The 24056-nt window shown below is 51.3% G+C and carries 17 protein-coding genes; 11 read left to right on the top strand and 6 right to left on the bottom strand.

What is annotated here, in order from left to right; translation table 11 throughout:
- Nucleotides 1-214: 214 nt before the first annotated feature.
- Nucleotides 215-919, top strand: a complete 705-nt coding sequence (gene mtgA / locus ACK3CJ_RS11300) for a monofunctional biosynthetic peptidoglycan transglycosylase (RefSeq protein WP_409526498.1) — start codon at nucleotides 215-217, stop codon at nucleotides 917-919.
- A gap of 35 nt (nucleotides 920-954) precedes the next feature.
- Here mtgA and ACK3CJ_RS11295 read toward each other — a convergent pair whose 3' ends face one another.
- Complete coding sequence (locus tag ACK3CJ_RS11295) at nucleotides 955-2757, bottom strand: GGDEF domain-containing protein (protein WP_409526497.1); 1803 nt, start codon at nucleotides 2755-2757, stop codon at nucleotides 955-957.
- A gap of 228 nt (nucleotides 2758-2985) precedes the next feature.
- Nucleotides 2986-3735 (bottom strand): hypothetical protein, encoded by a 750-nt coding sequence (locus ACK3CJ_RS11290; RefSeq protein ID WP_409526496.1) that lies wholly within the window; start codon nucleotides 3733-3735, stop codon nucleotides 2986-2988.
- A gap of 301 nt (nucleotides 3736-4036) precedes the next feature.
- On the opposite strand from ACK3CJ_RS11290, the gene ACK3CJ_RS11285 reads away from it, so the two are divergent.
- From ACK3CJ_RS11285 to ybaK, 6 genes are all read left to right on the top strand, one after another.
- Nucleotides 4037-6460, top strand: a complete 2424-nt coding sequence (locus tag ACK3CJ_RS11285; RefSeq protein ID WP_409526495.1) for a putative bifunctional diguanylate cyclase/phosphodiesterase — start codon at nucleotides 4037-4039, stop codon at nucleotides 6458-6460.
- Nucleotides 6461-6622: 162 nt separating this feature from the next.
- Complete coding sequence (locus ACK3CJ_RS11280; RefSeq protein WP_409526494.1) at nucleotides 6623-7561, top strand: glycine betaine ABC transporter substrate-binding protein; 939 nt, start codon at nucleotides 6623-6625, stop codon at nucleotides 7559-7561.
- 6 nt (nucleotides 7562-7567) lie between these two features.
- Nucleotides 7568-9274: an ATP-binding protein gene (locus ACK3CJ_RS11275; protein ID WP_409526493.1), complete on the top strand. Its 1707-nt coding sequence runs from the start codon at nucleotides 7568-7570 to the stop codon at nucleotides 9272-9274.
- Complete coding sequence (locus ACK3CJ_RS11270) at nucleotides 9271-10392, top strand: hypothetical protein (protein ID WP_409526492.1); 1122 nt, start codon at nucleotides 9271-9273, stop codon at nucleotides 10390-10392. Before ACK3CJ_RS11275 ends, ACK3CJ_RS11270 begins: the two co-directional genes overlap by 4 nt.
- Before the next feature lie 119 nt (nucleotides 10393-10511).
- Nucleotides 10512-11720 carry a TraB/GumN family protein gene (locus tag ACK3CJ_RS11265; protein WP_409526491.1) on the top strand — a complete coding sequence of 403 codons (1209 nt, stop codon included), beginning with the start codon at nucleotides 10512-10514 and terminating at the stop codon, nucleotides 11718-11720.
- A gap of 19 nt (nucleotides 11721-11739) precedes the next feature.
- Complete coding sequence (gene ybaK, locus ACK3CJ_RS11260) at nucleotides 11740-12210, top strand: Cys-tRNA(Pro) deacylase (RefSeq protein WP_409526490.1); 471 nt, start codon at nucleotides 11740-11742, stop codon at nucleotides 12208-12210.
- 7 nt (nucleotides 12211-12217) lie between these two features.
- Here the strand turns inward: ybaK and ACK3CJ_RS11255 are convergent, their stop codons facing one another.
- The 3 genes from ACK3CJ_RS11255 to trpB form a co-directional block, all read right to left on the bottom strand.
- Entirely contained in the window at nucleotides 12218-13366 is a 1149-nt protein-coding gene (locus tag ACK3CJ_RS11255; protein WP_409526489.1) for a patatin-like phospholipase family protein, read from the bottom strand.
- Nucleotides 13367-13432: 66 nt separating this feature from the next.
- Nucleotides 13433-14203, bottom strand: a complete 771-nt coding sequence (gene trpA / locus ACK3CJ_RS11250) for a tryptophan synthase subunit alpha (protein WP_409526488.1) — start codon at nucleotides 14201-14203, stop codon at nucleotides 13433-13435.
- A gap of 2 nt (nucleotides 14204-14205) precedes the next feature.
- A complete protein-coding gene (gene trpB / locus ACK3CJ_RS11245) occupies nucleotides 14206-15429 on the bottom strand; it encodes a tryptophan synthase subunit beta (RefSeq protein ID WP_409526487.1) in 1224 nt (407 codons plus the stop codon).
- 81 nt (nucleotides 15430-15510) lie between these two features.
- On the opposite strand from trpB, the gene ACK3CJ_RS11240 reads away from it, so the two are divergent.
- Nucleotides 15511-16092 (top strand): TetR/AcrR family transcriptional regulator, encoded by a 582-nt coding sequence (locus ACK3CJ_RS11240; RefSeq protein ID WP_409526486.1) that lies wholly within the window; start codon nucleotides 15511-15513, stop codon nucleotides 16090-16092.
- A 176-nt stretch (nucleotides 16093-16268) separates the two neighbouring features.
- Nucleotides 16269-16808: a DUF924 family protein gene (locus tag ACK3CJ_RS11235; RefSeq protein WP_409526485.1), complete on the top strand. Its 540-nt coding sequence runs from the start codon at nucleotides 16269-16271 to the stop codon at nucleotides 16806-16808.
- Nucleotides 16809-16841: 33 nt separating this feature from the next.
- Here ACK3CJ_RS11235 and metH read toward each other — a convergent pair whose 3' ends face one another.
- Nucleotides 16842-20555 carry a methionine synthase gene (gene metH / locus ACK3CJ_RS11230; RefSeq protein WP_409526484.1) on the bottom strand — a complete coding sequence of 1238 codons (3714 nt, stop codon included), beginning with the start codon at nucleotides 20553-20555 and terminating at the stop codon, nucleotides 16842-16844.
- Nucleotides 20556-20941: 386 nt separating this feature from the next.
- Here metH and ACK3CJ_RS11225 point away from each other — a divergent pair, with 386 nt between their 5' ends.
- Nucleotides 20942-22837, top strand: a complete 1896-nt coding sequence (locus ACK3CJ_RS11225; protein ID WP_409526483.1) for a propionyl-CoA synthetase — start codon at nucleotides 20942-20944, stop codon at nucleotides 22835-22837.
- 245 nt (nucleotides 22838-23082) lie between these two features.
- Nucleotides 23083-23988 carry an EamA family transporter RarD gene (gene rarD / locus ACK3CJ_RS11220; protein ID WP_409526482.1) on the top strand — a complete coding sequence of 302 codons (906 nt, stop codon included), beginning with the start codon at nucleotides 23083-23085 and terminating at the stop codon, nucleotides 23986-23988.
- The last annotated feature ends 68 nt before the right edge of the window (nucleotides 23989-24056 follow it).

The raw sequence follows: 24056 nt of genomic DNA, 5'->3' as shown, positions 1-24056 counted from the left end.
CTTTAAGGTTCAGAATACGTTTCAAAAACGCGACAGCGAATTTTGGAAATGCGGCAGGCGCTGATTTTTCAATGATTTATTGCAGATGTACTACAAAAAACGGAGGGACAATCTTTGCGGTTGCAAGCAAACCTCAAACAAACCATTATGTGGCGGTGCCCACAACTGTTTCTAAGCGTTGTTGTGCCTCCCATGGTTATCCCGAGATTTGCACGTGCGTCGATTGCTTCGCCTGTCATTCCGTTATCTTTTTCTGGCTCTGCTCATCTGGGTTGGATTCAGCCTGTTGCTCATAGTACCGCTTAAGTGGATTAACCCCCCGATCACGATGGTCATGGCGGATCGCTGGTTCAACAACAGCAGCGATGACTTCACATTACGCCAGACCTGGCTCAGTTGGGATGAGATCCCGACTCATGCAGCATTGGCCGTAGTCGCCTCGGAAGATCAGAGGTTTCCGCTCCATCATGGCTTTGACATAACAGCGATACAGCAAGCGCTGAGTGAACGTGAGCGCCGTGGGCAGTTGCGTGGTGCCAGTACGATCAGTCAGCAGGTGGCACGTAATCTCTATCTCTGGACCAGCCGCAGTTGGATCAGGAAGGGAGTCGAAGCCTGGTTTACGCTGCTGATAGAGTTGACCTGGAGCAAGCAACGCATTCTTGAGGTGTATCTCAATATTGCCGAATGGGGGGAGGGTGTGTTTGGGATAGAGGAGGCCAGCCTGCACCATTTCGGCAGACCGGCAGCTCAGTTAACCCCGATGCAGGCCGCTCTTCTGGCCTCAACACTACCCAGTCCGCTGCGATATGATCCGGCAAAGCCTGCTGATCATCTTCTCAATCGCGCCAACTGGAATCTGGAGCAACAGCGCAGGCTCGGCGGTGCTCAGTGGCTGGAGCCACTCAGGGATCGCTAATCTCAGCAGCAGACTCAATGTTACTGAATCCACCTTCAAAGCGTTTTTGTTGAAGTTGCCGCTTGATCTGCCTCAGCATCCGAGTTAACCAGGTCCGACTCCCTGACGACACAGTTGCGACCACTGTTCTTCGCCGCATAGAGGGCTCTGTCGGCACGTAGCAAGATGCTGTCGAACTCTTCCTGCGAGGTATGCTGGTCGATATGTGCAAGTGTGGCGACGCCTATGCTGATGGTGACTCGGTAGTGGAAAGAGAAACGGTGTTCGAGGTTCAATTCATGAATTGCCTGGCGAATCCGTTCGGCAACGGCCAGTGCATTATCCTCATTCTGATCCGGGAGAAGAACCGCAAACTCCTCACCACCGATTCTGGCCACCAGTTCACCGGCGCGCTGACACTGCTCCTGCATCACCGATGAGAGCTTTTGCAACACCTTGTCACCTTTGTCATGACCATAGTGGTCGTTATAAGGCTTGAAGAAGTCAACATCCAGCATCAGCAAGGACAGGGGATGTCCGCTGCGTTGGGCACGGCGATTCTCAAGCTGTCTGATCTCGTCAAAATGACGACGGTTGGCGAGATCAGTCAATGAATCAGTATTGGATAATTTCAGCAGTTCTCTTCTGCTCTTCTCAAGCTCGTTAAGGCTGAGCCAACGCTCCGTCAACTTGAAAAAAGCCTCAGCTGTCATCTGGGCAAGCCGTCGCTCCTGCGGATCTCTGGCCTTTTCCTCCATGCCATGAAGAGCCAGCAAAAAGCTGTCACGCTCCCCGATAAAACAACATACCAGAGTGTTGGGTAATTTCCTGTCATAGCTGACACTCCAGCCTCTGGTCTTGCCTGGGGAGGGTAGAGGATGTCCTTCAGCCCAGTCAATGATCGCGCTTTCATCCCGCCAGATAAACCGCCAGGTCCAGGCCTCTCCATTTTTGCAGTTGGCAATGGCGCAGGCATTGGCGGCATGATAATGGGCTATCTCATAAAGCGCTTTTCTCAGCCCAGCAGGAAACTCAAGCAAAGGCATATCGATCAGTTTGACCGAGATACGTGACAGCAGCTCAAGATATTCGTTGATATGGGCGATCACTTCAGTCCGCTGTATAACACGATGGTCGAGCTGCTCTTTTTCATTTGCCAGTGCCTCCATCGCTCTGTCTCTCTCGTCTACATAGCGTGCCAGGCTGGTTCTCAATGTATTGAAACCCTCAATCACCAGATCGATCTCATCACGCCAGTGGCGCTTGGGGCGGGTGATGACCAGGGGATGCATATGGCGCTTGGGTGACAGTGTGGCGGCATATTGTGCTATCTGCTGCAGCGGTTTGTTGAGGTTTCGCTCCATTACAAGCCGAATTAACAGATATATAAGAGCGGTAAACAGTGCCAGCTCCAGTAACTCAAGCGAAATACTCGCGATCAGGCTATTGTGCAGATACTCAGTATCATACGTCACACCGAGCGTTCCTATGTGCTGTTCAGGAATAGTTGGGTGGGGAATATCAATCACCAGGTTGACCTGATCCAGTGCGGTGATATAACCAGCACTGAACTCTTGTCCGGATGAGGTTTCGACAACGACGGCGGCAATCTCAGGCCTGACGACCAGCAGCCAGAGATTTTTTTCTATGGCACTACTTTCCGGATTGCTCAACTCGGTCATCAGCAGGGGCACGTGAGCCATACTGAATGCTTCCGCGAGCTGATTGAAGCGACTGAGCTCAGCCTGGTAGGTCTGGAAAGATTTGACAGCTCCCATGGCCACTGCAAAAAAGATCGCCATGGCGACAATTTTTGTGAGGAGGATATTGGTCAGCGGTCGTGTTGATTTTTTTTGCATATATCCCGTTAGTCCGTAGGACGTGGAAGAGAAAGGGGCAATAACAATATCGGGCACTCCCTTCATTGATTCCTCAAGTGTTCAAGTATAGGCGAAATGGTTGATTGTGAAATAACCTACCTCCAAGCTATGTTATGTTCATGTTTTAACCACACAAAGCCAGACCATAGCTAAGGGGATGCCATGTTGTACGAACATAGCCAATGCCTTATCGGCTGCCAAAGATGGCTATGGGTCAACAGTTTCCACAATATCTGCGAAGGGTCCTAGAATGTCACGCAACTCGCCACTGCGTTTCATTTCAGCCAAGACCTCGTTAAAGTGCGATAAAGCCTGTTCATTTTCTGGCGTTACGCGGCATACAATAGAGGCCCCTTCATCCCGATACAATGCCAGCTCTTCTGCGAAATGAGGAGGCGGCAAGTTTAAAGCATCGGCAACCACCAGCACATCAGGCACAAAACCAATAATCACATCCAATCGCCGAGCATCCAGCATTCGCACGCGTACACTTTCATTCGGTGTTTGTTCAACAACGGCATCAACGTTCCCCAAAAATGCGTCTGGGTCTAACCCGTTCCACAAGGCCACGCGCTGGCCAGCCAGTTGCTGCATGTCTGTGATAACGGGATCTTCCGGGCGCGTTAAAACGCGCAAGCTGATGGCGTCTACCGGATCACCGGTCAGTAAAGGAATATTGGCAAACTGCGGGTAAGAACGAATGACTGCATTGATGGTCGCCGGGAAGTTACAGGCTGCGGGTTCTTCTTCCATCGCACGTAAAGCGCGTACTAAAGAAACCACCGTTAAATCGATGGCAACGCCCCGCGCTTGAAGGGCTTGAATAAAAGCATGGTAGTGACCTTCGCCACTGGGTTGCAGACGATAATCCAAATCATAGCCATAAACCTTTAAGGGCTCGGCAAATGCTACACAAGAGAACCAGAACAGAAGGTAGGTAAGTGCTGTACATTTCATTATTGCTACCTAATCGCTACCACTGAGTTATATATTTAACAGTAAAACTGCCATGTAGCCAATAAATATAGCCATCTAAACCCCAGGCAGGTCACGCTGGAGGCTACCTTTTTCAACATGATTCTGGTTCTTATCACTAGCGTTTTATCAAAAACCAATTATGGATACTCGTTGACAGTTTTTGGGCTGGGGGGTGTAATGTGTACTGCTTGGCTTAAACAAATACTATCCACTAACGGCGACTCAACAGCGACCCTGTAATGACACGACTTGGCTTAGAAATAACCATCAGGCGTAGAGGATGAGCGTCGACTTTTTCCAACGGATCTCGGTTCGGCTGGCCCGTAATGCAGTGCTTGTTGCCGTCTTGATCGGGCTATTAGGTGCTGCCTTACAAGTTATGATTGATGCACGCACGCAGGTTCGCCAATTTCAGACTCAGCTTGATGAAATTGCCTTAGTCAGTGGCAGCTCTGCCCAAAGGGCGGTGTATCTGCTCGACAATGTACTGGCGGAAGAGGTCATCCGCGGTTTGCGAAATTATCGTTTCCTGCATCAAGTCAGCATTCTGGATGACCGGAAAAATGTGCTCGCGGCCTATGCAGCTGCGATCCAACCTTCACGAACCTCTTCCTTCACGCAATGGTTTTTGGGCGGTTTGTCTAAAGAGTACCAATATCCGCTGGTGAATCCAGACAATGGCAATGTCGAAGGAACGCTGATTCTTGCTTTAGATAATGATATGGCCATGGCCCCTTTTTACGGGAGAGCGTTGTATATCTTTTTATCGGGCTTGGTCAGCAATATATTTCTTGCCTTGATCCTCCTGCTCCTGTTTAACCGTTTGTTGACCAGTCCGCTAACCAACATTGCAGATCAAATCGGTTCGGTGAGTCAACGCAAACTTGGCCAACGCAGCATTAAACATCCTTTAGGCCATAAGCGCGATGAATTGGGTTTTATTGTGGATTCCACAAACCAATTCATCGAACAAGTCGATAGCTCGCAAGCTAAACTTAAGGCCAGTGAGCTGCAGTTACGTGTTGTTGTAGATTCAAGCCCTAACCTATTGTTTGTGCTTAACAATCAGCATGAAATTGTGTTTGCCAATCAACGCATGGCCGAGTTTTATGGAACGGATATAGAGGGCCTGATTGGGCAAAATTATCTCGAATTACAACAAAGCCTGAATTTACTGGAAGCAGACCGGATTGCCGATGAAGTGATGCGGGTGCTGAGTCATAACGAACGCATTAACCACGACAGTGCTACCCTGACCGACATCTACAACGTAGAGCGCACTGTTCAGGTCACGCGTATCCCGTTTTCCTTCTCAGGCTCAACATGCGTTCTCTCCATTGCGGGTGATATCACCGACCGCGTGGCAGCGGAAGCGCACGTTGAACACCTCGCCTATTACGACACTCTTACCGATTTACCCAACCGGAATTTGATTTTAGACCGTTTGGAAATGGACATTCGCCGCGCTCAACGGAACGGACAGTATGGCGCGGTGATGTTCGTCGATATTGACGACTTCAAACGCATCAACGATACCATGGGGCATAGCATTGGTGATCAACTGCTGGTTGTGCTGAGTGAGCGCATGAAAGTACAGATGCGCAGTACCGATACCTTAGCGCGGGTGGGTGGCGATGAATTTGTGCTGAGCTTGCCTGAGCTATCCGAACAACTTGAGGACGCTGAAAGCAAAGCCGCTTATCTGGCCGAAGCGCTTAATGTTCGTATCAATGTACCCATTCGTATTGGCGAGCATGAGTTCCGCATGTCGGCCAGTATCGGCATCGCCATTTATTCCACACAAGACGAGTCGGTAGAAGAGATGCTGCGCTTTGCCGATACCGCCATGTATCAAGCCAAACGCAATGGCAAACATCGGCATGAACTGTTTCAGCTCTCAATGGCCACCGAAGCTACACGTTTGGTTCAATTGGAGCACGATTTACGGCAAGCTTTGCTGGAAGACCAGTTTGAAGTCTATCTGCAGCCCATCGTGAGCCAGTTTGATGGCGCTCTGGTCAGTGCCGAGGCACTATTACGCTGGCAGCACCCCACTCAAGGTTTGCTGACCCCCATCCACTTCATCAATTTCCTGGAAAACTCCAACATGATCCATGAGGTGGGGCAGTTGGTAATAGATCGGGTGTGCCAATACCTCGCCGCTGACAAGATAGACCACCAACTGCCGGACAATCTGCGCATCTCCCTCAATGTGAGCGCGCGTGAATTGTTTCACCCGGACTATGTTGAAAACGTGAAAGCCACGTTGTTCCGCTATGGCCTGACTGGGCAACGGTTGGAGTTTGAGATCACCGAAGGTGTCGCGATACAAAACATTTCCGATGCCATTGAGATTATGCGACAACTGAAATCCTTGGGCATAACCTTCGCTTTGGACGATTTTGGTACGGGATACAGCTCACTGAGTTATTTGAAGCAGTTGCCGGTCGATACGGTGAAGATCGATAAGTCCTTCATCAATGACATCACGCACGACAACCAGGACGCTGCACTGGTCGCCTGTATTATGGCGATTGCACAGACGCTGAACCTTAAAACAGTAGCCGAGGGAGTGGAGCAGCTCGACCAAGCCGACTGGCTACGCCAATATGATGGGGTTTGTATGCAAGGTTACTTATACAGCAAGCCGATTCCAATGCCGGAGTTTCATCAGAAGTGGAAAAAGGCGTCTTTGCCCGAATGAATAGCTTTTTCTTATCAGTTCATGGCGCTGGGTAGTACGGGGGCAGGAAAATTTCCACCATTTCATATTCCCATTTCATGTTGTAGCTTCTATTCTGTTATATGAAACTGTTCTGCACACCTTCTTGATATCGAATTTTCCACGGACTCTGAGGATCACAGTATGAAATCCATTCTGATGACGGGTTGCTTGTTATTGGCTTTTATCCAGAGTTCATGGTTGCAGGCCGAAGAGCACAGAATAGTGCTTGGGGGCAAGAATTTCACCGAGCAGTTTTTACTTGCGCGCATCACCTCTCTGATACTGCAGGAACGAGGTTTTGTTGTCGAAGAAGAGCTCAATCTGAGCACCATTGAGATACGTCAGGCCATTCTTGATCAGAAAATTGACCTTTACTGGGAGTATACCGGCACGGCTTATTCTGCCATTCACCGGCTGAGTGACCCGGAGGTGATTGCCGATGCCGAGAAGCTCTATACTGCTGTGAAGGGGCTGGATGAAGAGAGAGGCTTGATATGGCTCGACAAGGCGTCGTTGAACAATACATATTCTCTGGTGGTTCCAGCTAAACTCGCCGAAACACATCGGTTGGCAAGCATTTCTGATCTTGGCGTGCTGGCACAAATTGATTCATCATTGACCATGGGAGCGGATGGGGTTTTTATCCGCCGTCCAGATGGATTGAGACAGATGCTGCAGCACTATGGGTTCAGCTTTGGTCCTGGAAACATCATTGAGTTACAAGGGAACCGTCCAGCTTACAGCCTGCTCCAGCGGGGTCGTTTGCAAGTGGGTATGGCTTTTGCCACGGACCCTCAGATATACGCGCATGATCTGGTCGTTCTGGAGGATGATCTCGGATTTTTCCCTGTTTATAATCCCGCACCGGTTATCAGGCGCGAGGTACTGGAACGCCATCCTGAGCTGGAATCACTATTAAACTCATTGCCAGGGTTTCTGAATGATAAGGAGATGATTCAGTTGAATTACGCTGTCGATATCGATAACAAATCAGTTGATCAGGTGGCTCGTGAGTGGCTGATCGGGAAGGGTTTGATATCCGATACACAATCGGTATCCGAAATGCCTGAAGCAGGATGACAGGCTGTGACTGATCATTTTCGTCCCACCTTGTTCAAGAAAATCTTCCTTATTGGCGGCGGTTGCCTGCTCCTTTCGCTGTGTGTGGTCACCTGGATAAATGTTACAACGGTCAAGCAAGCCTTTCTGCAGAATATTCACTCCGATGCGGCCCTTGCTGCCCTGCAGTTTGAAGAAGCTATCAAGACTGAGCTGGAGTGGGGAGGGGATTTTGAAGAGGCCGGCCGTGAGTTCACCTGGGGCATATCGCGCTATCTGAGAGTGCCCGCTGTATCTGAAATCCTTACAGAGATGGCTGTTATCAGCCTGTCCGGCGAAGTGCTTTCACACCGGAATATTGATGAGATTGGCAAAGTCCTGTCCGATGATGAGCTTGAAACCATTCAGGATATTCATGGTCCAGTAACCTATAGAAACCAAAGTAGCTACGATGTTTACTTGCCCATAATTTTTGATGGTCGATCACAGGGTTATGTCATGATCGGTTTTTCGCCCAAAAGGGTGGATCATCAGATCAGGCAGATCATTGAGCGAACTGTCATGGTTGCGATAGGAATGCTGCTGCTTGCCGGAATGCTGCTTGCTGCTGGTATTTCACACTTTGTTACGCGCCCACTGAGAAGCATCGTGCATAATATTGAGCATATTACGGATTCGGGTGATTTATCGACACAGGTAAGCGTGAATTCTCATGATGAGATGAATGACCTGGTTCAGCATTTTAATCAGATGCTTACAAAACTGTCAGATAAGGAGCAGGCTATTAAAGAGGCCAGTGTGCAATTGGAGGCGGCTAATCTTCAGCTACGGTCATGGAGTAAAAGTCTGGAAGAAAGGGTCGAAGAGAGAACCGCTGAGCTGACCTTGACCAACCAGGAGCTGGAAGAGGCGTTGATTTCACTGAAGTTGATGCAGGAAAACCTTATCCAGTCCGAGAAACTGGCCTCTCTTGGCGGGATCGTAGCGGGAATTGCTCATGAGATAAATACGCCAATAGGCAGCGCGCTGACCGTATCAACCGCCTTGCAGGATAATACCAGGCATTTTCGAAAACAGCTGGAACAGGGTGCGCTCAAACGTTCCAGCCTCGATCAATTTATCAGTCTGGTAGATGAGGCCACAGGTATTATGTACCGTAGCCTCAACGCTGCTTCAGAACAGGTATCTCATTTCAAGCAGGTGGCTGTGGATCAATCCAGCTCACGAAGACGTGTGTTCAATCTGCTTGAAGTTGTTGAGGAAGTAATATCGACACTGCGACCTGGCATCAAGAGGACTCAGCATCAGGTTCATATTCAGATACCGGATGACATTCTGGTAGATAGCTATCCGGGCCCCTTGGGTCAGGTGATCAGCAACTGTTTTAACAATGCGGTTTTTCATGGTTTTGATCAAAAAGAGGTCGGCACTATTGTGATAGCCGCGGAGTTGATTAACGAACACGCGCTTTTATTGCGTATAACCGATGATGGACATGGAATGTCATCAGAACAGGTTAAACATGCGTTCGATCCTTTTTATACGACACGACTGGGGCAGGGTGGGTCTGGACTTGGGCTGCATCTTGTATACAGTATCGTGACAGGTGTGTTAGGTGGCCATGTTTCTCTATCAAGTAATCCCGACAAAGGTACGACATTGACGTTTGAATTGCCGTCGGCCGCTCCACTTATCAGCTCCTCTGGGAACGTTTCTGGGAACATTAGTACATGAATTTCATCTGCTGTTATTTACGTAAGCCGCTATCAACAATACTGCTATTAACACTTCCAACTTTTTCCCTGGCCGCCCCTGAGTTCAGAACATCTGATGCCCTTGGCAAGGGCGACTGGCCAGAATACAGCGAAGACCTGTGTTCAGTGGCTCAAGAAACGCTGACATATCTCAAGCAAGGTAGTGAGTATGACCCTGCTGCCATCCATGGTGGCAAGCTCAGTCAGATCGCTGTGCCTCAGGCCCGTATTGAGTCCACCTTGGCATTCATCTGTCAGGTGGTGCAAGAGGATCGGCAAGCCGGTCGCGCATCACGCCTTGCCGATCCGGCGTTTATTCAGAAATCCTTTGAACTGGTTCAGTGGTCTCCGGATCGAGCAAGAGCAGCAAGCCTTTCGGAAGGTAAACCACTGTTGCAGAAGATCCCACAGGACAAGCTGCTGCTGACTAAGTACTACGTGCGTATGGCAGAGGGTAGCGATGTCAAAACAGCAGATAAACCTCATGCGCTTTACGGGCTGCCTTATGACGAAGCCAAGCTATCACTGGATGAGGCCGACAGTTTGCCCAGTTTGACACGAGCACGCCTGGGCAAGCAGGCGGTTCTGGCCGGTGCGCTGGAAACAGAACCGGCTCTGGCGCCCCCATTGATCTGGCTAAGCCGTGCGGACCTTGAAGGCGCCCTGCTGCAAGGAACAGCGGTGCTGGAACAGGATGGTAAGCGCCGCTACTTCAATGTGCACCGAAACAACGGCATTGCCTATGATCGTACCCGTAAGCCAGAAGAGCAGGAGCGTTACTGGTATTTCAAAGAAGTTCCGGGTGTGCTGGGCTACGGCCGTGATGCGGACTACAAAATTCCGGTCAAGCCACGTGTGACAGTGGCCGGTGATATCTTTCAGTTGGGGTTGGGGCGTCTGATACTGCTTGAGACCACAGAGTCGGGTCAAACCACCTATCGCTTGACTGTACTGGCAGATACGGGAGGGGCTTTTGCTGATAACCTCTATCAGTTGGATTGGCTCAGTGGCTACTACCGTGACTGGGATCATTATCATGCCAATAATCGACACATCAGCGATTATGCCAGAACCTGGTTGCTGCTGAAGAAAGAATAGATGGATGAAAACTTTTGAGTTTATTCTGCATGACTTGGTTATTGCCGGTTGTTAAGGGATAATCCATGCTCTTTAACCCGTTGCTACGCCAATAACAGACAGGAATTCCTGCCAGATTTATGACTACTGCGATTACAGCCGGCCCGCGTAAGGTGCTGAAGAAGCATGATACTGAATATACCTTGTTGGGCACCGCCCATGTATCCAAAGCCAGTGCAGATGAGGTCCGTGGGCTGATTCGTTCCGGTGAGTTTGATGCTGTGGCGATCGAGCTTTGCCCGACACGTTACAAGTCGATCATTGATCCCAATGCCCTCGAAAAAATGGATCTGTTTCAGGTCATTCGCCAGGGCAAGGCGGGTATGGTAGCAGCAAGCCTCGCTCTGGGTGCCTATCAGCAGCGCGTTGCTGAGGAGTCTGGTATTGCCCCGGGTGAAGAGATGAAAGCCGCCATTGAAGAGGCGCAGGCGGCGGATATTCCATTACTGCTGATCGACCGTGATATCGGCACCACCCTGAAGCGTGTTTATCGAAGCGTGCCCTGGTGGCAGCGTTCGGGGTTGATAGGCGGCATTATTGGCAGCCTTGTCACCAAGGATAAGGTCAGCGCTGAGGAGATCGAAAAGCTTAAAGAGGGGGATGTTCTGCAATCCACCTTCAATGAGTTTGCCGAGGAATCCGAGCATCTGTATCAGGCTTTGATTACCGAACGTGATCACTATATGGCGCTGCGTCTGGCGGAAGACAATGGTGATAGCCGCTATAAAAAAGTGCTGGTCGTGATAGGTGCTGGCCATCTGCAAGGGATGAGTGAGAGCCTTGAGGGGCATCTGCCGGAAGATCCATCGATTCAGCGTGCTCTGCTCGATTCAGTTCCACCTGGCAGTCGTTGGCCGAAGTATATCCCGTTGGCGATTATTGCGCTGGTGATTATTGGCTTTGTGATTGGATTCAGTCGTAACACAGAGCTGGGTTGGCAACTGGTGTTGGACTGGTTCCTGATCAATGGCACCTTGACTGGCATAGGTGTGCTGCTGGCAGGCGGCCACCCTTTGACCATCATTGCCGGTTTTTTCGCTGCACCTTTCACATCGTTAAACCCAACTATCGGCGCTGGGTTTGTAGCGGCAGGAGTTGAGCTTTACATGCGTAAACCGACTGTCGGTGATTTTTCTCATCTGCGTCATGATGTCACTTCAGTTCGCGGTTGGTGGAAAAACAGGGTATCACGCACATTGCTGGTGTTTTTCTTCGCCACACTGGGCTCTGCTGCAGGCACCTATATTGGCGGTTTCAGAATTTTCGGCCAGTTGGCTGCGGCAGGGTAAAGCGCAGGAGATCCGCGGAATGACGCCTGCAATAACAACACTTAAGCGCTCATCGGTTCAGCATCGGGTTCATGAGTATCATCATGATCCCGCTGCCGAGTCATGGGGGCTTGAGGCAGCAGAAAAGCTGGGAGTTGTTCAGGATCAGGTGTTCAAGACGCTGGTGGCTGAAACAGAAAATCAGAAGTTGGTTGTTGCCATTATTCCCGTCAATCGTAAACTCAACCTGAAGCAACTTGCCAAGGCTGCAGGATGCAAACGAGCCGCCATGGCGCAGCCAGCAGCAGTCGAGCGCTCATCCGGGTATGTGTTGGGTGGAGTCAGCCCTCTGGGGCAGAAGAAAAAACTCAATACTTTTCTGGATGCATCTGCCCTGCAGTTTGCTACCATATTCGTCAGTGCTGGTAGGCGGGGTCTTGAGATTGAGCTATCCCCGCAGGATCTTATGACACTGACCCAGGCTGATGTTGTGGAACTACAGGCTGAATGAAAATTGATCAAAGCTGCCGTGGTAGATCGAAAAAAACCTGCAGTTTTTCCTTTTCCCACACCGTATCCCGGTATCCAAGCGCGATCAGCGCCTCGCAGAATGCAGGCGTGAACAGCAGATAACTGGCTATGCCAGCACCGCCGCCTCTGGCAGTTGCACCCACTGCTCTCATTGCAAAGCGAAGGCTTTTTGGCAGGTAGCGGATCTTTCTGCCAGCAATTTTATCCAACTGCTCTGAAGGTGAAATAATCAGGCTTTCAATAGGTTTGAGTGCTATTCCACTGGTCGCTCTTGCTGTTTCAGGGATCAGTTCAACCAGTTTGTTGATCCGTTCAAGATGCTCGATATCTCCCTCGAGGGCGTCGATGAACGCACTGCTGAACATATGCCCCATGATCTGAGCCATGGATGGGGAGTGTTTGACGGTAACGCGCTTACCCCAATGCTTGGGGCTGCGATTACCGCTGACACCGATGATGAAAATCTGATCGGCACCGAGATGCAGCGCTGAACTGATAGGAGAGGTTTGACGGATCGCACCATCGCCGAAGTACTCGCGGTTGATATGCACGGACGGAAAAATGGTCGGCAGTGCGGAGGAGGCCATCAGGTGATCCAGTGTCAGCTCACAGGGAGATCCATTGCGACGATGACGCTGCCATCCCAGTAGCTCTGGTTTCCCCTGAAAAAAGCTGATTGACTCGCCTGAGTTATAGCCCATAGCCGTGATGCTGACCGCATCGAGGCGTTTCTCCTGAATGGCAGGCGCAATGTTTTCAAAGGGGATAGTGCGCTTGAGCAACTCATACAGTGGGGTGTTATCAAACAAGGCGATCGGCTTGTCACGCCCGGCACCTTCATTAAAAAGCGAAAAGCCCAAGCGGGCAATCCCTTTGAAGATAGACCAGGAATCGGATCTGAAGATCTGTTCAGGTGTCAGCTTACACCAGATAGATTCAAGATCGGATACAGCCGCTTGAAAACTGCCGGTGTGTGTTGCCAGCCAGACTGCATTGATCGCACCCGCCGACGTGCCGCAGATGATGGGAAAGGGGCAGGGTGCATCTGCTGGCAGAATCTCTGCCAGCGCCTTGAGCACACCCACCTGGTAAGCTGCCCTTGCTCCACCGCCCGATAGAATAAGCGCTCTTTTCATTTACAGCCTGAGTCCTGTCCCTGCGATGCTTTTACCTTTGATCATAGCAGCGCGCAAAGGAGATTGTCAGGCGTTTTTCAATTCAGTCAACAGGTTGCGAAGCTTATCAAGGCCGCCATTGTTGTAGGCATTGAGCAAACCGGAGCCGATAATGGCGATATCGGCGACTTCAGGCAGGCTTCTGATATCGTCTGCACTCTGAATGCCGAAGCCTACACCAAGTGGTAGATCTGTAGCAGCACTGACGCGAGCCAGGTAGCCATCCAGTCCACTCATTCCATTCGATTGCTGGCCAGTCACCCCTTTGCGACTCACACAGTAGATCATGCCATCGGCCTTGCGTACTACTTGATCAAGGCGGGTATCGGGCGTGTCCGGTGTCAGTAACCAAATCGGCGTTATGCTGCTGTCAGCCAATGGCGCCAGCAGTGAGTCATGCTCTACCGGTAGGTCGGGGATGATAATTCCACTGATAATGCCGTTTCCCTGTTCTGCCAGGCGCTCAAAACCAAACTGCAGCAAGGGATTCAGATAGCTCATCAGCAATATGCGACTGTCAGGATACTGCCTGGATAGCGTCTGTAATTCGTCAATACAGTTTTGCAGAGTCGGTTTTTGTGACAACGCCTGGTGACAGGCGCTGGTGATCAGTGGGCCATCTGCTACCGGATCCGAAAACGGAAACTGTACTTCAAGCAGTTCAACGCCACCATCAAGTAGCAGGTGCATGATCTCGAGACTTTTTTCAATACTGGGGTAGCCGAAAACCACATGTGTCATCAGCAGTTTTTTGCTGGACTTGCGCTGTGTCCGGATATAATCAGTCAGGGCATTCATAATCAGGCATCCTGTTTCAGATAGTGAGTGAGGAAGTCGTTAAAGGCCGTATCGCCGAGTGCTTTGGCGATATTGAAAATATCCTTATCGCCTCGTCCTGACAGATTGATCACCAGATGTTGATCCGGGAGCATATCAGGCGCCTCACGCAAGGCCGCAGCGACGGCATGAGAGGACTCCAGTGCCGGTATCACCCCTTCGTGCAGTGTTAGCCTGCGAAACGCATCAATCACCTCAGCATCATTCGCGCTGGTCATGCGGATCTCGCCCCGTGACTCCAGATCAGCCAGAATCGGTGAGACACCGACATAATCCAGTCCTGCTGATATGGAGTGTGTTGGCAGCAGCTGTCCACTTTCGTCCTGCAGGAATCGGGTGGAGAAGCCCTGAGCGATCCCAAAGCGGGCCTGAGGAGTATGGAAGCGTTTGGCATGCTGGCCTGGTTCGTCGCCAATACCACCGGCCTCTACTCCGATCAGTTCAGTGCCGGAGCCGACATAAGGCAGGAAAATCCCACAGGCATTACTGCCGCCACCGACACAGGCATAGATGCGATCAGGCTGCGCATTGAACTGGGCCAACGCCTGCTCTTTGCACTCCAACCCAATCACGGATTGAAATCCCGCTACCATCTCAGGATAGGGTGCGCAGCCGCAACTGGTACCAATCAGATAGTAGGTGTCGCTGTAATTGGCTGACCAGTCGCGCAGCGCCTCATCAAGGGCATCCTTCAGGGTGGCAGACCCTGTGGTCACGGGTACGACAGTAGCGCCTAGCTGCTTCATCCAGAATACGTTGGGGTACTGGCGCTCGATATCTTCTGCCCCCATATAGACGGTGCACTCAAGGCCAAGGCGTGCAGCAACCAGTGCCGTGGCAAAGCCATGCTGGCCGGCACCTGTTTCTGCAATCACGCGCGTTTTGCCCATACGCTTGGCCAGCAAGCCTTGCGCTATGACGTTGTTCATCTTGTGAGCACCACTGTGATTCAGGTCCTCACGTTTCAGGTAGATCTGTGCGCCACCAAGCTCCCGACTCAGATTAGCACAGTGTGTCAGCGGAGTCGGTCTGCCTGAAAACTGCTGCAGCTCCTGCTTGACCGACTGCAGAAAACTCTCATCAAGCATCGCCTCGCGGTAGCTTTTGAGTAGCTGCTGCTGGCTGGTATAGAGAATTTCGGGGATATAACTCCCACCGTATTGACCATAGCGACCTTCTTCACTCATTATCAGACCCTGCCAATCAATTTATTAACTAAACGGTTTGGTAAAATTAATACACTTTCGACGTAACGTCAATGGGGATTTATGGCCAGAGGCAGACCCTCTAAAAAAGAACTGATTCTGAAGATGGCGCGAGAGCTGTTTGCCGAGCTTGGGTATCAGGGCACCTCTATTGAGTTGGTGGTGCAACGAGCTGGTGTTTCGAAACCGACGGTTTATAACAATTTTCCTACCAAGCAGGTGCTGTTTGAGGAGGTTGCCGCACAGCTCCTGCAGGAGATGGAGGCATCCAGAGCCTTACTGAGCAGTACTTATCAAGATGATCAGGTGGGTGGTTTGATGGCAGCATTCAGGCTTATAGCCTCGCAGTCTGACCATTTGACTGTATATCGCATAGCGCTTGGAGAAAGTCATAAGCTCAAAGAGGCGCGGCGGTTAACAGATGCTTATGAGCAATCCCTGATCAGTTGGTGTTGTGAGTGGTTGCAGGCACACGGTAAGCTTGATGAAAACCTGCATTTCATTACCATCGCCTTGTGTCGAGAGGCGATACTGATTCCGGTTCTTTTCGAGCGGGCAGAGTCTCTTAGCGCAGATGCCGAGGTTGAGTTGCGGCTGCGGTTGAACAGCATTTTCGGTTTATACTTGGAGGCTGCCCGAGAATAGACTGACCTACTGCGGGAAAGCCGTTCTGGTCATTTTTTGAGCTTTTTTTCGTTGAATAGAACCACTATTCGCCTCAAAATAGCTCAAAAACTGCCTCAAAACGGACATTCCCTCGCTACGGTCACTATTCTCGGACAGCCTCCTAGCGAAGATCCTTATTTAAATACGAGGCAAACATGCACTATCAGGATGTTATGACTTTCTGGTTTGAGGAACTCACACCAGCGCAGTGGTTTGTTAAAGATCAATCAGTTGATGAACTTATCAAAAGTCGTTTCTCATATCTTTTGACATCAGCAAGCAGGGTTGAGTTGTTTAACTGGCGTGAATCTGCCGCGGGTGCGCTGGCCGAAATATTGGTGCTTGATCAGTTCTCGCGTAATGTCTATCGTGATAAACCAGCGGCATTTGCTCAGGACCCTCTGGCACTGGCGTTGGCGCAGGAAGCGATTCGGCGAGGGTTTAACCAACAGCTACCAGTAGAGCAGCGCTCCTTCCTCTATATGCCATTCATGCACAGCGAATCGCGCCAAATACACGAGCGGGCAGTAGAGCTGTTTTCAGAGCCGGGGTTGGAAAATAACCTCAAATTCGAGCTGGCACACAAGGATATTATTGATCGCTTCGATCGCTATCCGCATCGTAACCAGATTCTGGGCAGGGTTTCCACGGCAGAAGAGATTGAGTTTCTGAAGCAGCCCGGCAGCTCTTTCTGAGTGCCGGGCTGCTCCAGTGGAGGCATGGGACTATCAGTTCTGCTCCGGCTCATAGCCCAGATTTGGCGATAACCAGCGCTCGGCTTCCTCAAGTGTCATACCCTTGCGCTTGGCATAGCTGACAACCTGGTCTTCACTGATCTTGGCCACTCCGAAATACTGTGATTGGGGATGGCTGAAATACCAGCCGCTCACAGCCGCAGTTGGCAGCATGGCGAAGCTGTCGGTGATGCTGATGCCGGTATTGTTCTCGATATCCAGCAACTGCCAGAGCAGACCTTTCTCGGTATGATCGGGGCAAGCTGGATAGCCGGGAGCAGGGCGGATGCCTTGATATTTCTCTTTGATCAGGGCGTCATTGTCCAGTGTTTCATCAGTGGCATAGCCCCAGAACTCCTTGCGCACCCGTTCATGCAGGTGTTCGGCAAAGGCTTCTGCCAGGCGATCAGCCAGCGCCTTGATCATGATGCTGTTGTAGTCATCGTGATCGGCTTCATACTCGGCAACGATCTCATCAATACCAAACCCGGTCGAAACCGCGAAGGCGCCGATCCAGTCATCCTTGCCTGAACTCTTGGGCGCAACAAAATCTGCCAGACACATATTGGCCTTGCCTTCGATCTTCTGAGTCTGCTGTCTCAGGTGATGCGTGCGCATCAGCAACTGGTGTCGATCATTGTCATGATACAGCTCGATATCATCGTGCTGCACAGTATTGGCCGGGAAGATACCAATCACGGCATTCGCCTTGAGGCGTTTATTGATGATAATGTCGTCCAGCATTCTCAGCGCATCGGCATAGAGCTTGGTGGCTTCTACACCGACAATCTCATCCTTCAGAATGCGTGGGAACTTGCCTGCGAGCTCCCAGGACTGGAAGAAGGGGGTCCAGTCGATATAGTTACGCAGCTTGTTCAGATCATAGTCGTTAAAGACATGGATCCCGGGCTTCTTCGGCTGCGGCGGAGTGTAGCTGTCCCATTCGATCGGGAAGCAGTTGGCGCGCGCTTGCTCCAGGTTCACCCTGCGCTGAGCACCCTGACGCTCAGCATGACGCTCACGAACGGCCTGGTAGTCCGCCTGTATCTCTTTGACAAAAGCATCTCGCCTATCTGCCGAAAGCAGGTTGGATGCCACACCAACAGAGCGTGAGGCGTTGGTGACATGCACCACCTGGTTGTTCTTGTAGTTGCCCTCAATCTTGACGGCCGTGTGCGCTTTGGAGGTTGTCGCGCCACCGATCATCAACGGGATAGTGAAGCCCTGACGCTGCATCTCTTTGGCGACATGCACCATCTCATCCAGCGATGGTGTGATCAGGCCAGACAGACCGATGATGTCGGCGTTCTCTTCACGCGCAGTGCGCAAGATAGTCTCGCTAGACACCATGACGCCCAGATCAATGATCTCGAAGTTGTTACACTGCAGCACGACCCCGACGATGTTCTTGCCGATATCATGTACGTCACCCTTGACGGTCGCCATAATCACCTTGCCGGCTGAGCTGCTGGCATTTTCCGCTTTGGCGGCCTCGATGAAAGGCATCAGGTACGCAACCGCTTTTTTCATCACGCGTGCAGACTTCACTACCTGAGGCAGGAACATCTTGCCGGCACCGAACAGGTCGCCGACGACGCTCATACCATCCATCAGCGGGCCTTCGATCAACTGAATCGGTTGCGTGAACTGGTGGCGACACTCTTCAACATCTTCATCAATGAAGTCGGCAATACCCTTGACCAGTGCATGCTCAAGACGCTTCTCCACCGGCCAGGTGCGCCACTCCAGATCCTGATGGTTCGCTATCGTACTGCCGCCATCACCACGGTACTTCTCGGCCAGCTCCAGCATCCGCTCTGTTGCGTCATCGCGGCGGTTAAGCACGATATCCTCGACATGCTCACGCAACTCCGGCGACAGCTCATCGTAGATCTCCAACTGACCGGCATTGACGATACCCATGTCCATGCCATTTTTGATGGCGTGGTAAAGGAATACACAGTGAATCGCTTCACGTACCTTGTCATTCCCGCGGAAGGAGAAGGAGACGTTAGACACACCGCCCGATATTTTGGCATAGGGGAGGTGCTGCTTGATCCAGTGTGTGGCCTGGATGAAGTCGACCGCATAGTTGTTATGCTCATCGATACCGGTAGCGATGGCGAAGATGTTGGGGTCAAAGATGATATCTTCTGGCGGGAAACCAACCTTATCAACCAGCACACGATAGGAGCGCTCACAGATCTCGGTCTTGCGCTTGTAGGTGTCTGCCTGACCATCCTCGTCAAACGCCATAACAACCACAGCAGCTCCGTAGCGACGGATCTTGCGTGCCTGCTCGATGAAGTTGGCTTCACCTTCCTTCAGGCTGATGGAGTTGACGACGCCCTTGCCCTGAATGCGTTTGAGACCTTCTTCGATAATGTCCCACTTGGAGGAGTCGATCATGATCGGAACGCGGGAAATATCCGGCTCAGAGGCGATCAGGTTGAGGAAGCGGATCATCGCTGCCTTGGCATCCAGCATCCCCTCATCCATGTTGATATCGATGATCTGGGCGCCGCTCTCAACCTGTTGGCGAGCAACATCCAGAGCGGTTTCATAGTCACCCTCTTTGATCAGGCGACGAAAGCGGGCAGACCCGGTAACGTTGGTACGCTCGCCAACGTTGATGAAGAGGGTATCCGCACCGATATTCATCGGCTCAAGTCCTGCCAGGCGGCACTCAACACTGATATCCGGTATTTCGCGTGGTGCTTCGTGCTCTATCGCTTCGCGAATCACGCGAATGTGTTCGGGGGTGGTACCACAGCAGCCACCAACGATATTGACGAAGCCCGATTCGGCCCACTCTTTGATCTCTGCGGCCATCTCTTCAGGTGACTCATCATACTCACCAAAGGCATTAGGCAGGCCCGCATTCGGATGAACGGACACATAGGTGTCGGCGATGCGTGACAGCTCTTCAACATACTGACGCAGCTCTTTAGGGCCCAGCGCACAGTTGAGGCCGATACTGATTGGGCGGGCGTGTGATACAGAGTTCCAGAACGCTTCTGTGGTCTGGCCCGACAGGGTTCGACCGGAAGCATCGGTAATGGTCCCTGAGATCATCACAGGCAAGCGAACCTCATGCTCATCGAAATAGGTTTCGACGGCATAGATGGCGGCCTTGGCGTTCAGGGTATCGAAAATGGTTTCGATCAGGATGATGTCTGAACCACCCTTTATCAGACCATCAATCGATTCGGTATAGGCCTCTACCAGTTCGTCAAAGCTGACGTTTCGAAAGCCCGGGTCATTCACATCAGGGGAGATGGAGGCGGTGCGGTTAGTCGGGCCCAGAACACCTGCCACATAGCGTGGGCGCGTGGGTGTTTTTGCCGTGATCTCATCGCAGGCTTCGCGCGCGAGCCGTGCGGCCTCGACATTAATCTCGTAACTCAACGACTCCATGCCGTAATCGGCCATCGCAATGACCGTGGCATTGAAGGTGTTGGTCTCAATGATATCGGCACCGGCTTCCAGATACTGGCAGTGAATGCGGCGAATCAGCTCTGGCTGAGTCAGTACCAGCAGGTCGTTATTACCCTTCAGATCACTTGGCCAGTCGGCAAAGCGCGCACCGCGATAATCCTCCTCTTGAAGCTTGAGCTCCTGAATCATGGTTCCCATGCCACCATCAAGGAACAGAATGCGATTATTGAGGCTATGCTGCAGGCTGGAGAAGAGTGCTGATCTGGTCACTGAAATATACCGCTGTTGGTCACTGGCAAAATTAAGAGTCTAAAGTAAATGGACTAAACAAAGGGCTATTGTAAAGCAATCATGCTGAATAAGGGTGAGGAGAACTCATGGGATCATGAAAAAGATTAAAGACGGAGGAGGGGTTACGAGCTGAAACAACTAAGTGATTAACCTACTTTGTCGACACTTTAGCGAATCGGGGTCTTCTCTTGGCAGTTATATTTCACATGACTCAGATCATCAATTGGTATAATTCAATGGATTTTTAGCCTTTTGTCTTAGTTTATTTGAGAGAATCATTGTTTAAAGTATCTACTGATTGAAGGGGTAACTGTCAACAATCATAAGAAACCGTCTGTCCATCAACTTAAGAGAGACCCGCTCCCATGTCCTGGAAAGCAGAATACACCGCATCCATCGAACATCCGGAAACCTTCTGGGCCAGTAAAGCCGCTGACCTGCCTTGGTATAAGTCACCGCAGCAGATACTGTCAAAAGATGAGAACGGTATTGACCGTTGGTTTGCAGACGGTGAGATGAATACGGCCTACATGGCACTGGATTATCATGTGGAGCAGGGGCGTGGTGAACAGACGGCCATCATTTATGATTCACCGGTGACAGACTCCAAGTGCCGCTACTCCTACTCAGAACTGCGTGACCTGGTTGCTCGCTTTGCCGGTGTATTGAAACAGCAGGGTGTTGGGAAGGGTGATCGCGTCGTTATTTACATGCCGATGGTGCCGGAAGCGCTGATTGCGATGCTCGCCGTAGCCCGACTGGGCGCCATCCACTCGGTCGTATTTGGTGGGTTTGCACCGAATGAGTTGGCTGTCAGGATTGATGATGCTGAACCCAAAGTGATTGTCAGTGCCTCCTGTGGCATTGAGATCAGCAAGGTGATTGCCTACAAGCCGATGCTGGATGAAGCGATCAGTCTGGCAGCCCATAAACCTGATGCCTGCATTATTCTGCAGCGCCCACAGGCTCTTGCCGAAATGCAGTCAGGACGAGACCTGGACTGGCAGGAGGCGATGGTGTCAGCGGAGCCAGCCGACTGTGTGCCGGTTAAAGGGAGTGATCCACTGTATGTGCTCTACACATCTGGCACCACTGGTAAACCCAAGGGCGTGGTGCGTGATAATGGCGGCCATGCAGTTGCACTGAAATACTCCATGAAAGCGATATATAACATCGAGCCAGGTGAGGTGTTCTGGGCTGCATCAGATGTCGGCTGGGTCGTTGGGCACTCCTATATCGTTTATGCACCTTTATTAGCTGGCTGTACGACAATTGTTTATGAAGGCAAGCCTGTACGCACACCCGATGCCGGTGCCTTCTGGCGAGTCTGTGCCGAGTATGGTGTTAAGGCCGTATTTGCAGCGCCCACCGCGTTCCGGGCGATCAAGAAGGAGGATCCGGATGCGCTTGAGCTGGCCAAGTATGACTTGTCACGACTGGAGTGCATTTTCATGGCCGGTGAGCGGTTGGACCCGCCGACCTATCACTGGACAGTCGAAAAAACCGGCAAGCCGGTCATTGATCACTGGTGGCAAACGGAGACCGGTTGGGCCATCTGCGGTAATCTGACAGGTATCGAGCGCAAGGAGACCAAGCCCGGCTCCTCAACGTTGCCGATACCTGGCTATAACATCTGCATCCTTGATCCTGCCGGTGTTGAATTGCCCTCGGGTGAGCAGGGCTCGATCGCTATCAAGCTGCCCTTGCCGCCGGGTTGTCTGCCGACCGTGTGGGGAGACTTTGAACGCTTCAGAAGCGGTTATCTGAGTGAGTGCCCCGGTTATTACGTCACCGGCGACGGCGGTTATATAGATGAAGAGGGCTATGTATTCATCATGGGCAGGACCGACGATGTGATCAATGTGGCGGGGCACAGGCTCTCAACCGGAGAGATGGAGGAGATAGTGGCCTCACATCCGGCTGTGGCAGAGTGTGCGGTGATTGGTGTTGGTGATGCGTTGAAAGGTCAGGTCCCGGTAGGCCTTGTCTTGCTCAAAAATGGTGTCGAGCTGGATGAAAGCAGTCTCGAAAAAGAGCTGGTAGCGATGGTCAGGAAGGAGATAGGGCCGATTGCCTGTTTCAATCGGGCAATTGTCGTACAGAGGCTACCAAAGACCCGCTCTGGTAAAATCCTGCGCAAGATTCTGCGCCAGATCGCCGATGGCAAAAGTTACAATGTGCCATCAACCATCGACGACCCGGCCAGCTTGTCTGAGATCGAGCAGATCATGGATGGGCAGGGGCTGATCACCCAGAGCTGATTTTTTCTTTATTCTGCCCAGAACTGAAGTGTAAGAGGGGGGAGTCAGCCCCCTCTATCCTGCTGACCTGCAAGGTAGTTTTTTGTATTGGTGACAATTTCACCTGCCCGCTACGCTTCCATATTCCATATCGCTGCCCTATAGTCATCTCATTCCTGTCACACGCCATTATTGACCTCAGGCGGCCATCCGGCCATCTCTGCTGTCATGTAACGCTACCCCTTTGATCTTGAATTGAGAAAGTTATGCAGCTGGACAAGCAGGGCATCTGGTTCGCGCTCGGTGCTTATATCATGTGGGGTATTGCCCCTCTTTATTTTCATCAGGTTTCGTTCGTACCTCCCATGGAGGTACTTTCGCATCGTGTTGTCTGGTCATGCGTGCTGGTCATACTGTTGATTCTCGTACTGGGTAAATGGCGCCAGACTCGGGATGTTTTGAAGCAACCACGCTCGGTCAAATTTCTATTGCTGAGTTCGGCCCTGATAGGGCTTAACTGGCTGGTATTCATCTGGGCCATTAATAACGGCAAGCTGCTGGATGCCAGCCTGGGCTACTTTATCAACCCTCTGATCTCGGTTGCCCTGGGGATGCTGTTCTTCAAGGAGAAACTGCGTCGCTTGCAAATACTGGCCGTTTCCATGGCCGCGATCGGCGTGCTGATTCAGTTGATTCTGTTTGGTGAACTGCCTTGGGTGGCGCTCGTTCTGGCCTTCACCTTTGCTTTTTATGGCATGGTGCGCAAAAAGGTCGGGGTTGATTCTCTGACTGGGTTAGGGGTCGAAACGTTTCTCCTGCTACCGCTTGCAGTTATCTATCTGACGATCTCTAACAGCCCAACCAGCAATCTGATGCAGAATACAACTGATATCAACTTGTGGCTGGCAGCCTCAGGCCTGGTAACCACCTTACCACTGCTGTGCTTTGCGGCAGCAGCTAATCGTTTGCCTCTGTCTGTAATGGGTTTTTTCCAGTACATATCACCCAGTATGCTGTTCCTGATGGCGATCCTGGTCTTTGGCGAGCCGTTTGAAATCTACAAGCTGATCACCTTTGCGTTTATCTGGCTAGCCTTGGCATGCTTTGTCTTTGATGCCTGGTATAACCAGCGTTCAACACCACTTGCGACTGTGCCGGCAGGGAAGCTGTAACCATCAGGAGGTGGGGTGATCGGTTTTTCTTCTAGCTACGTAAGAAATTATGCTTACGTGCATGATGA

The sequence above is a fragment of the Nitrincola salilacus genome (assembly GCF_046271865.1).
Classification (GTDB): domain Bacteria; phylum Pseudomonadota; class Gammaproteobacteria; order Pseudomonadales; family Balneatricaceae; genus Nitrincola; species Nitrincola salilacus.
The sequence above is the reverse complement of the archived record's forward strand: the minus strand, read 5'-3'. Positions and strand labels throughout refer to the sequence as shown.

What these genes read in the sequence shown, in the direction of transcription:
- trpA (WP_409526488.1), bottom strand. Translation starts at nt 14,203, where the DNA reads ATGAATGCCCTGACTGATTATATCCGGACACAGCGCAAGTCCAGCAAA.
- ybaK (WP_409526490.1), top strand. Translation starts at nt 11,740, where the DNA reads ATGACGCCTGCAATAACAACACTTAAGCGCTCATCGGTTCAGCATCGG.
- ACK3CJ_RS11280 (WP_409526494.1), top strand. Translation starts at nt 6,623, where the DNA reads ATGAAATCCATTCTGATGACGGGTTGCTTGTTATTGGCTTTTATCCAG.
- ACK3CJ_RS11265 (WP_409526491.1), top strand. Translation starts at nt 10,512, where the DNA reads ATGACTACTGCGATTACAGCCGGCCCGCGTAAGGTGCTGAAGAAGCAT.
- ACK3CJ_RS11270 (WP_409526492.1), top strand. Translation starts at nt 9,271, where the DNA reads ATGAATTTCATCTGCTGTTATTTACGTAAGCCGCTATCAACAATACTG.
- ACK3CJ_RS11235 (WP_409526485.1), top strand. Translation starts at nt 16,269, where the DNA reads ATGCACTATCAGGATGTTATGACTTTCTGGTTTGAGGAACTCACACCA.
- ACK3CJ_RS11295 (WP_409526497.1), bottom strand. Translation starts at nt 2,757, where the DNA reads ATGCAAAAAAAATCAACACGACCGCTGACCAATATCCTCCTCACAAAA.
- ACK3CJ_RS11285 (WP_409526495.1), top strand. Translation starts at nt 4,037, where the DNA reads ATGAGCGTCGACTTTTTCCAACGGATCTCGGTTCGGCTGGCCCGTAAT.
- ACK3CJ_RS11225 (WP_409526483.1), top strand. Translation starts at nt 20,942, where the DNA reads ATGTCCTGGAAAGCAGAATACACCGCATCCATCGAACATCCGGAAACC.
- trpB (WP_409526487.1), bottom strand. Translation starts at nt 15,429, where the DNA reads ATGAGTGAAGAAGGTCGCTATGGTCAATACGGTGGGAGTTATATCCCC.
- rarD (WP_409526482.1), top strand. Translation starts at nt 23,083, where the DNA reads ATGCAGCTGGACAAGCAGGGCATCTGGTTCGCGCTCGGTGCTTATATC.
- ACK3CJ_RS11255 (WP_409526489.1), bottom strand. Translation starts at nt 13,366, where the DNA reads ATGAAAAGAGCGCTTATTCTATCGGGCGGTGGAGCAAGGGCAGCTTAC.
- ACK3CJ_RS11290 (WP_409526496.1), bottom strand. Translation starts at nt 3,735, where the DNA reads ATGAAATGTACAGCACTTACCTACCTTCTGTTCTGGTTCTCTTGTGTA.
- ACK3CJ_RS11240 (WP_409526486.1), top strand. Translation starts at nt 15,511, where the DNA reads ATGGCCAGAGGCAGACCCTCTAAAAAAGAACTGATTCTGAAGATGGCG.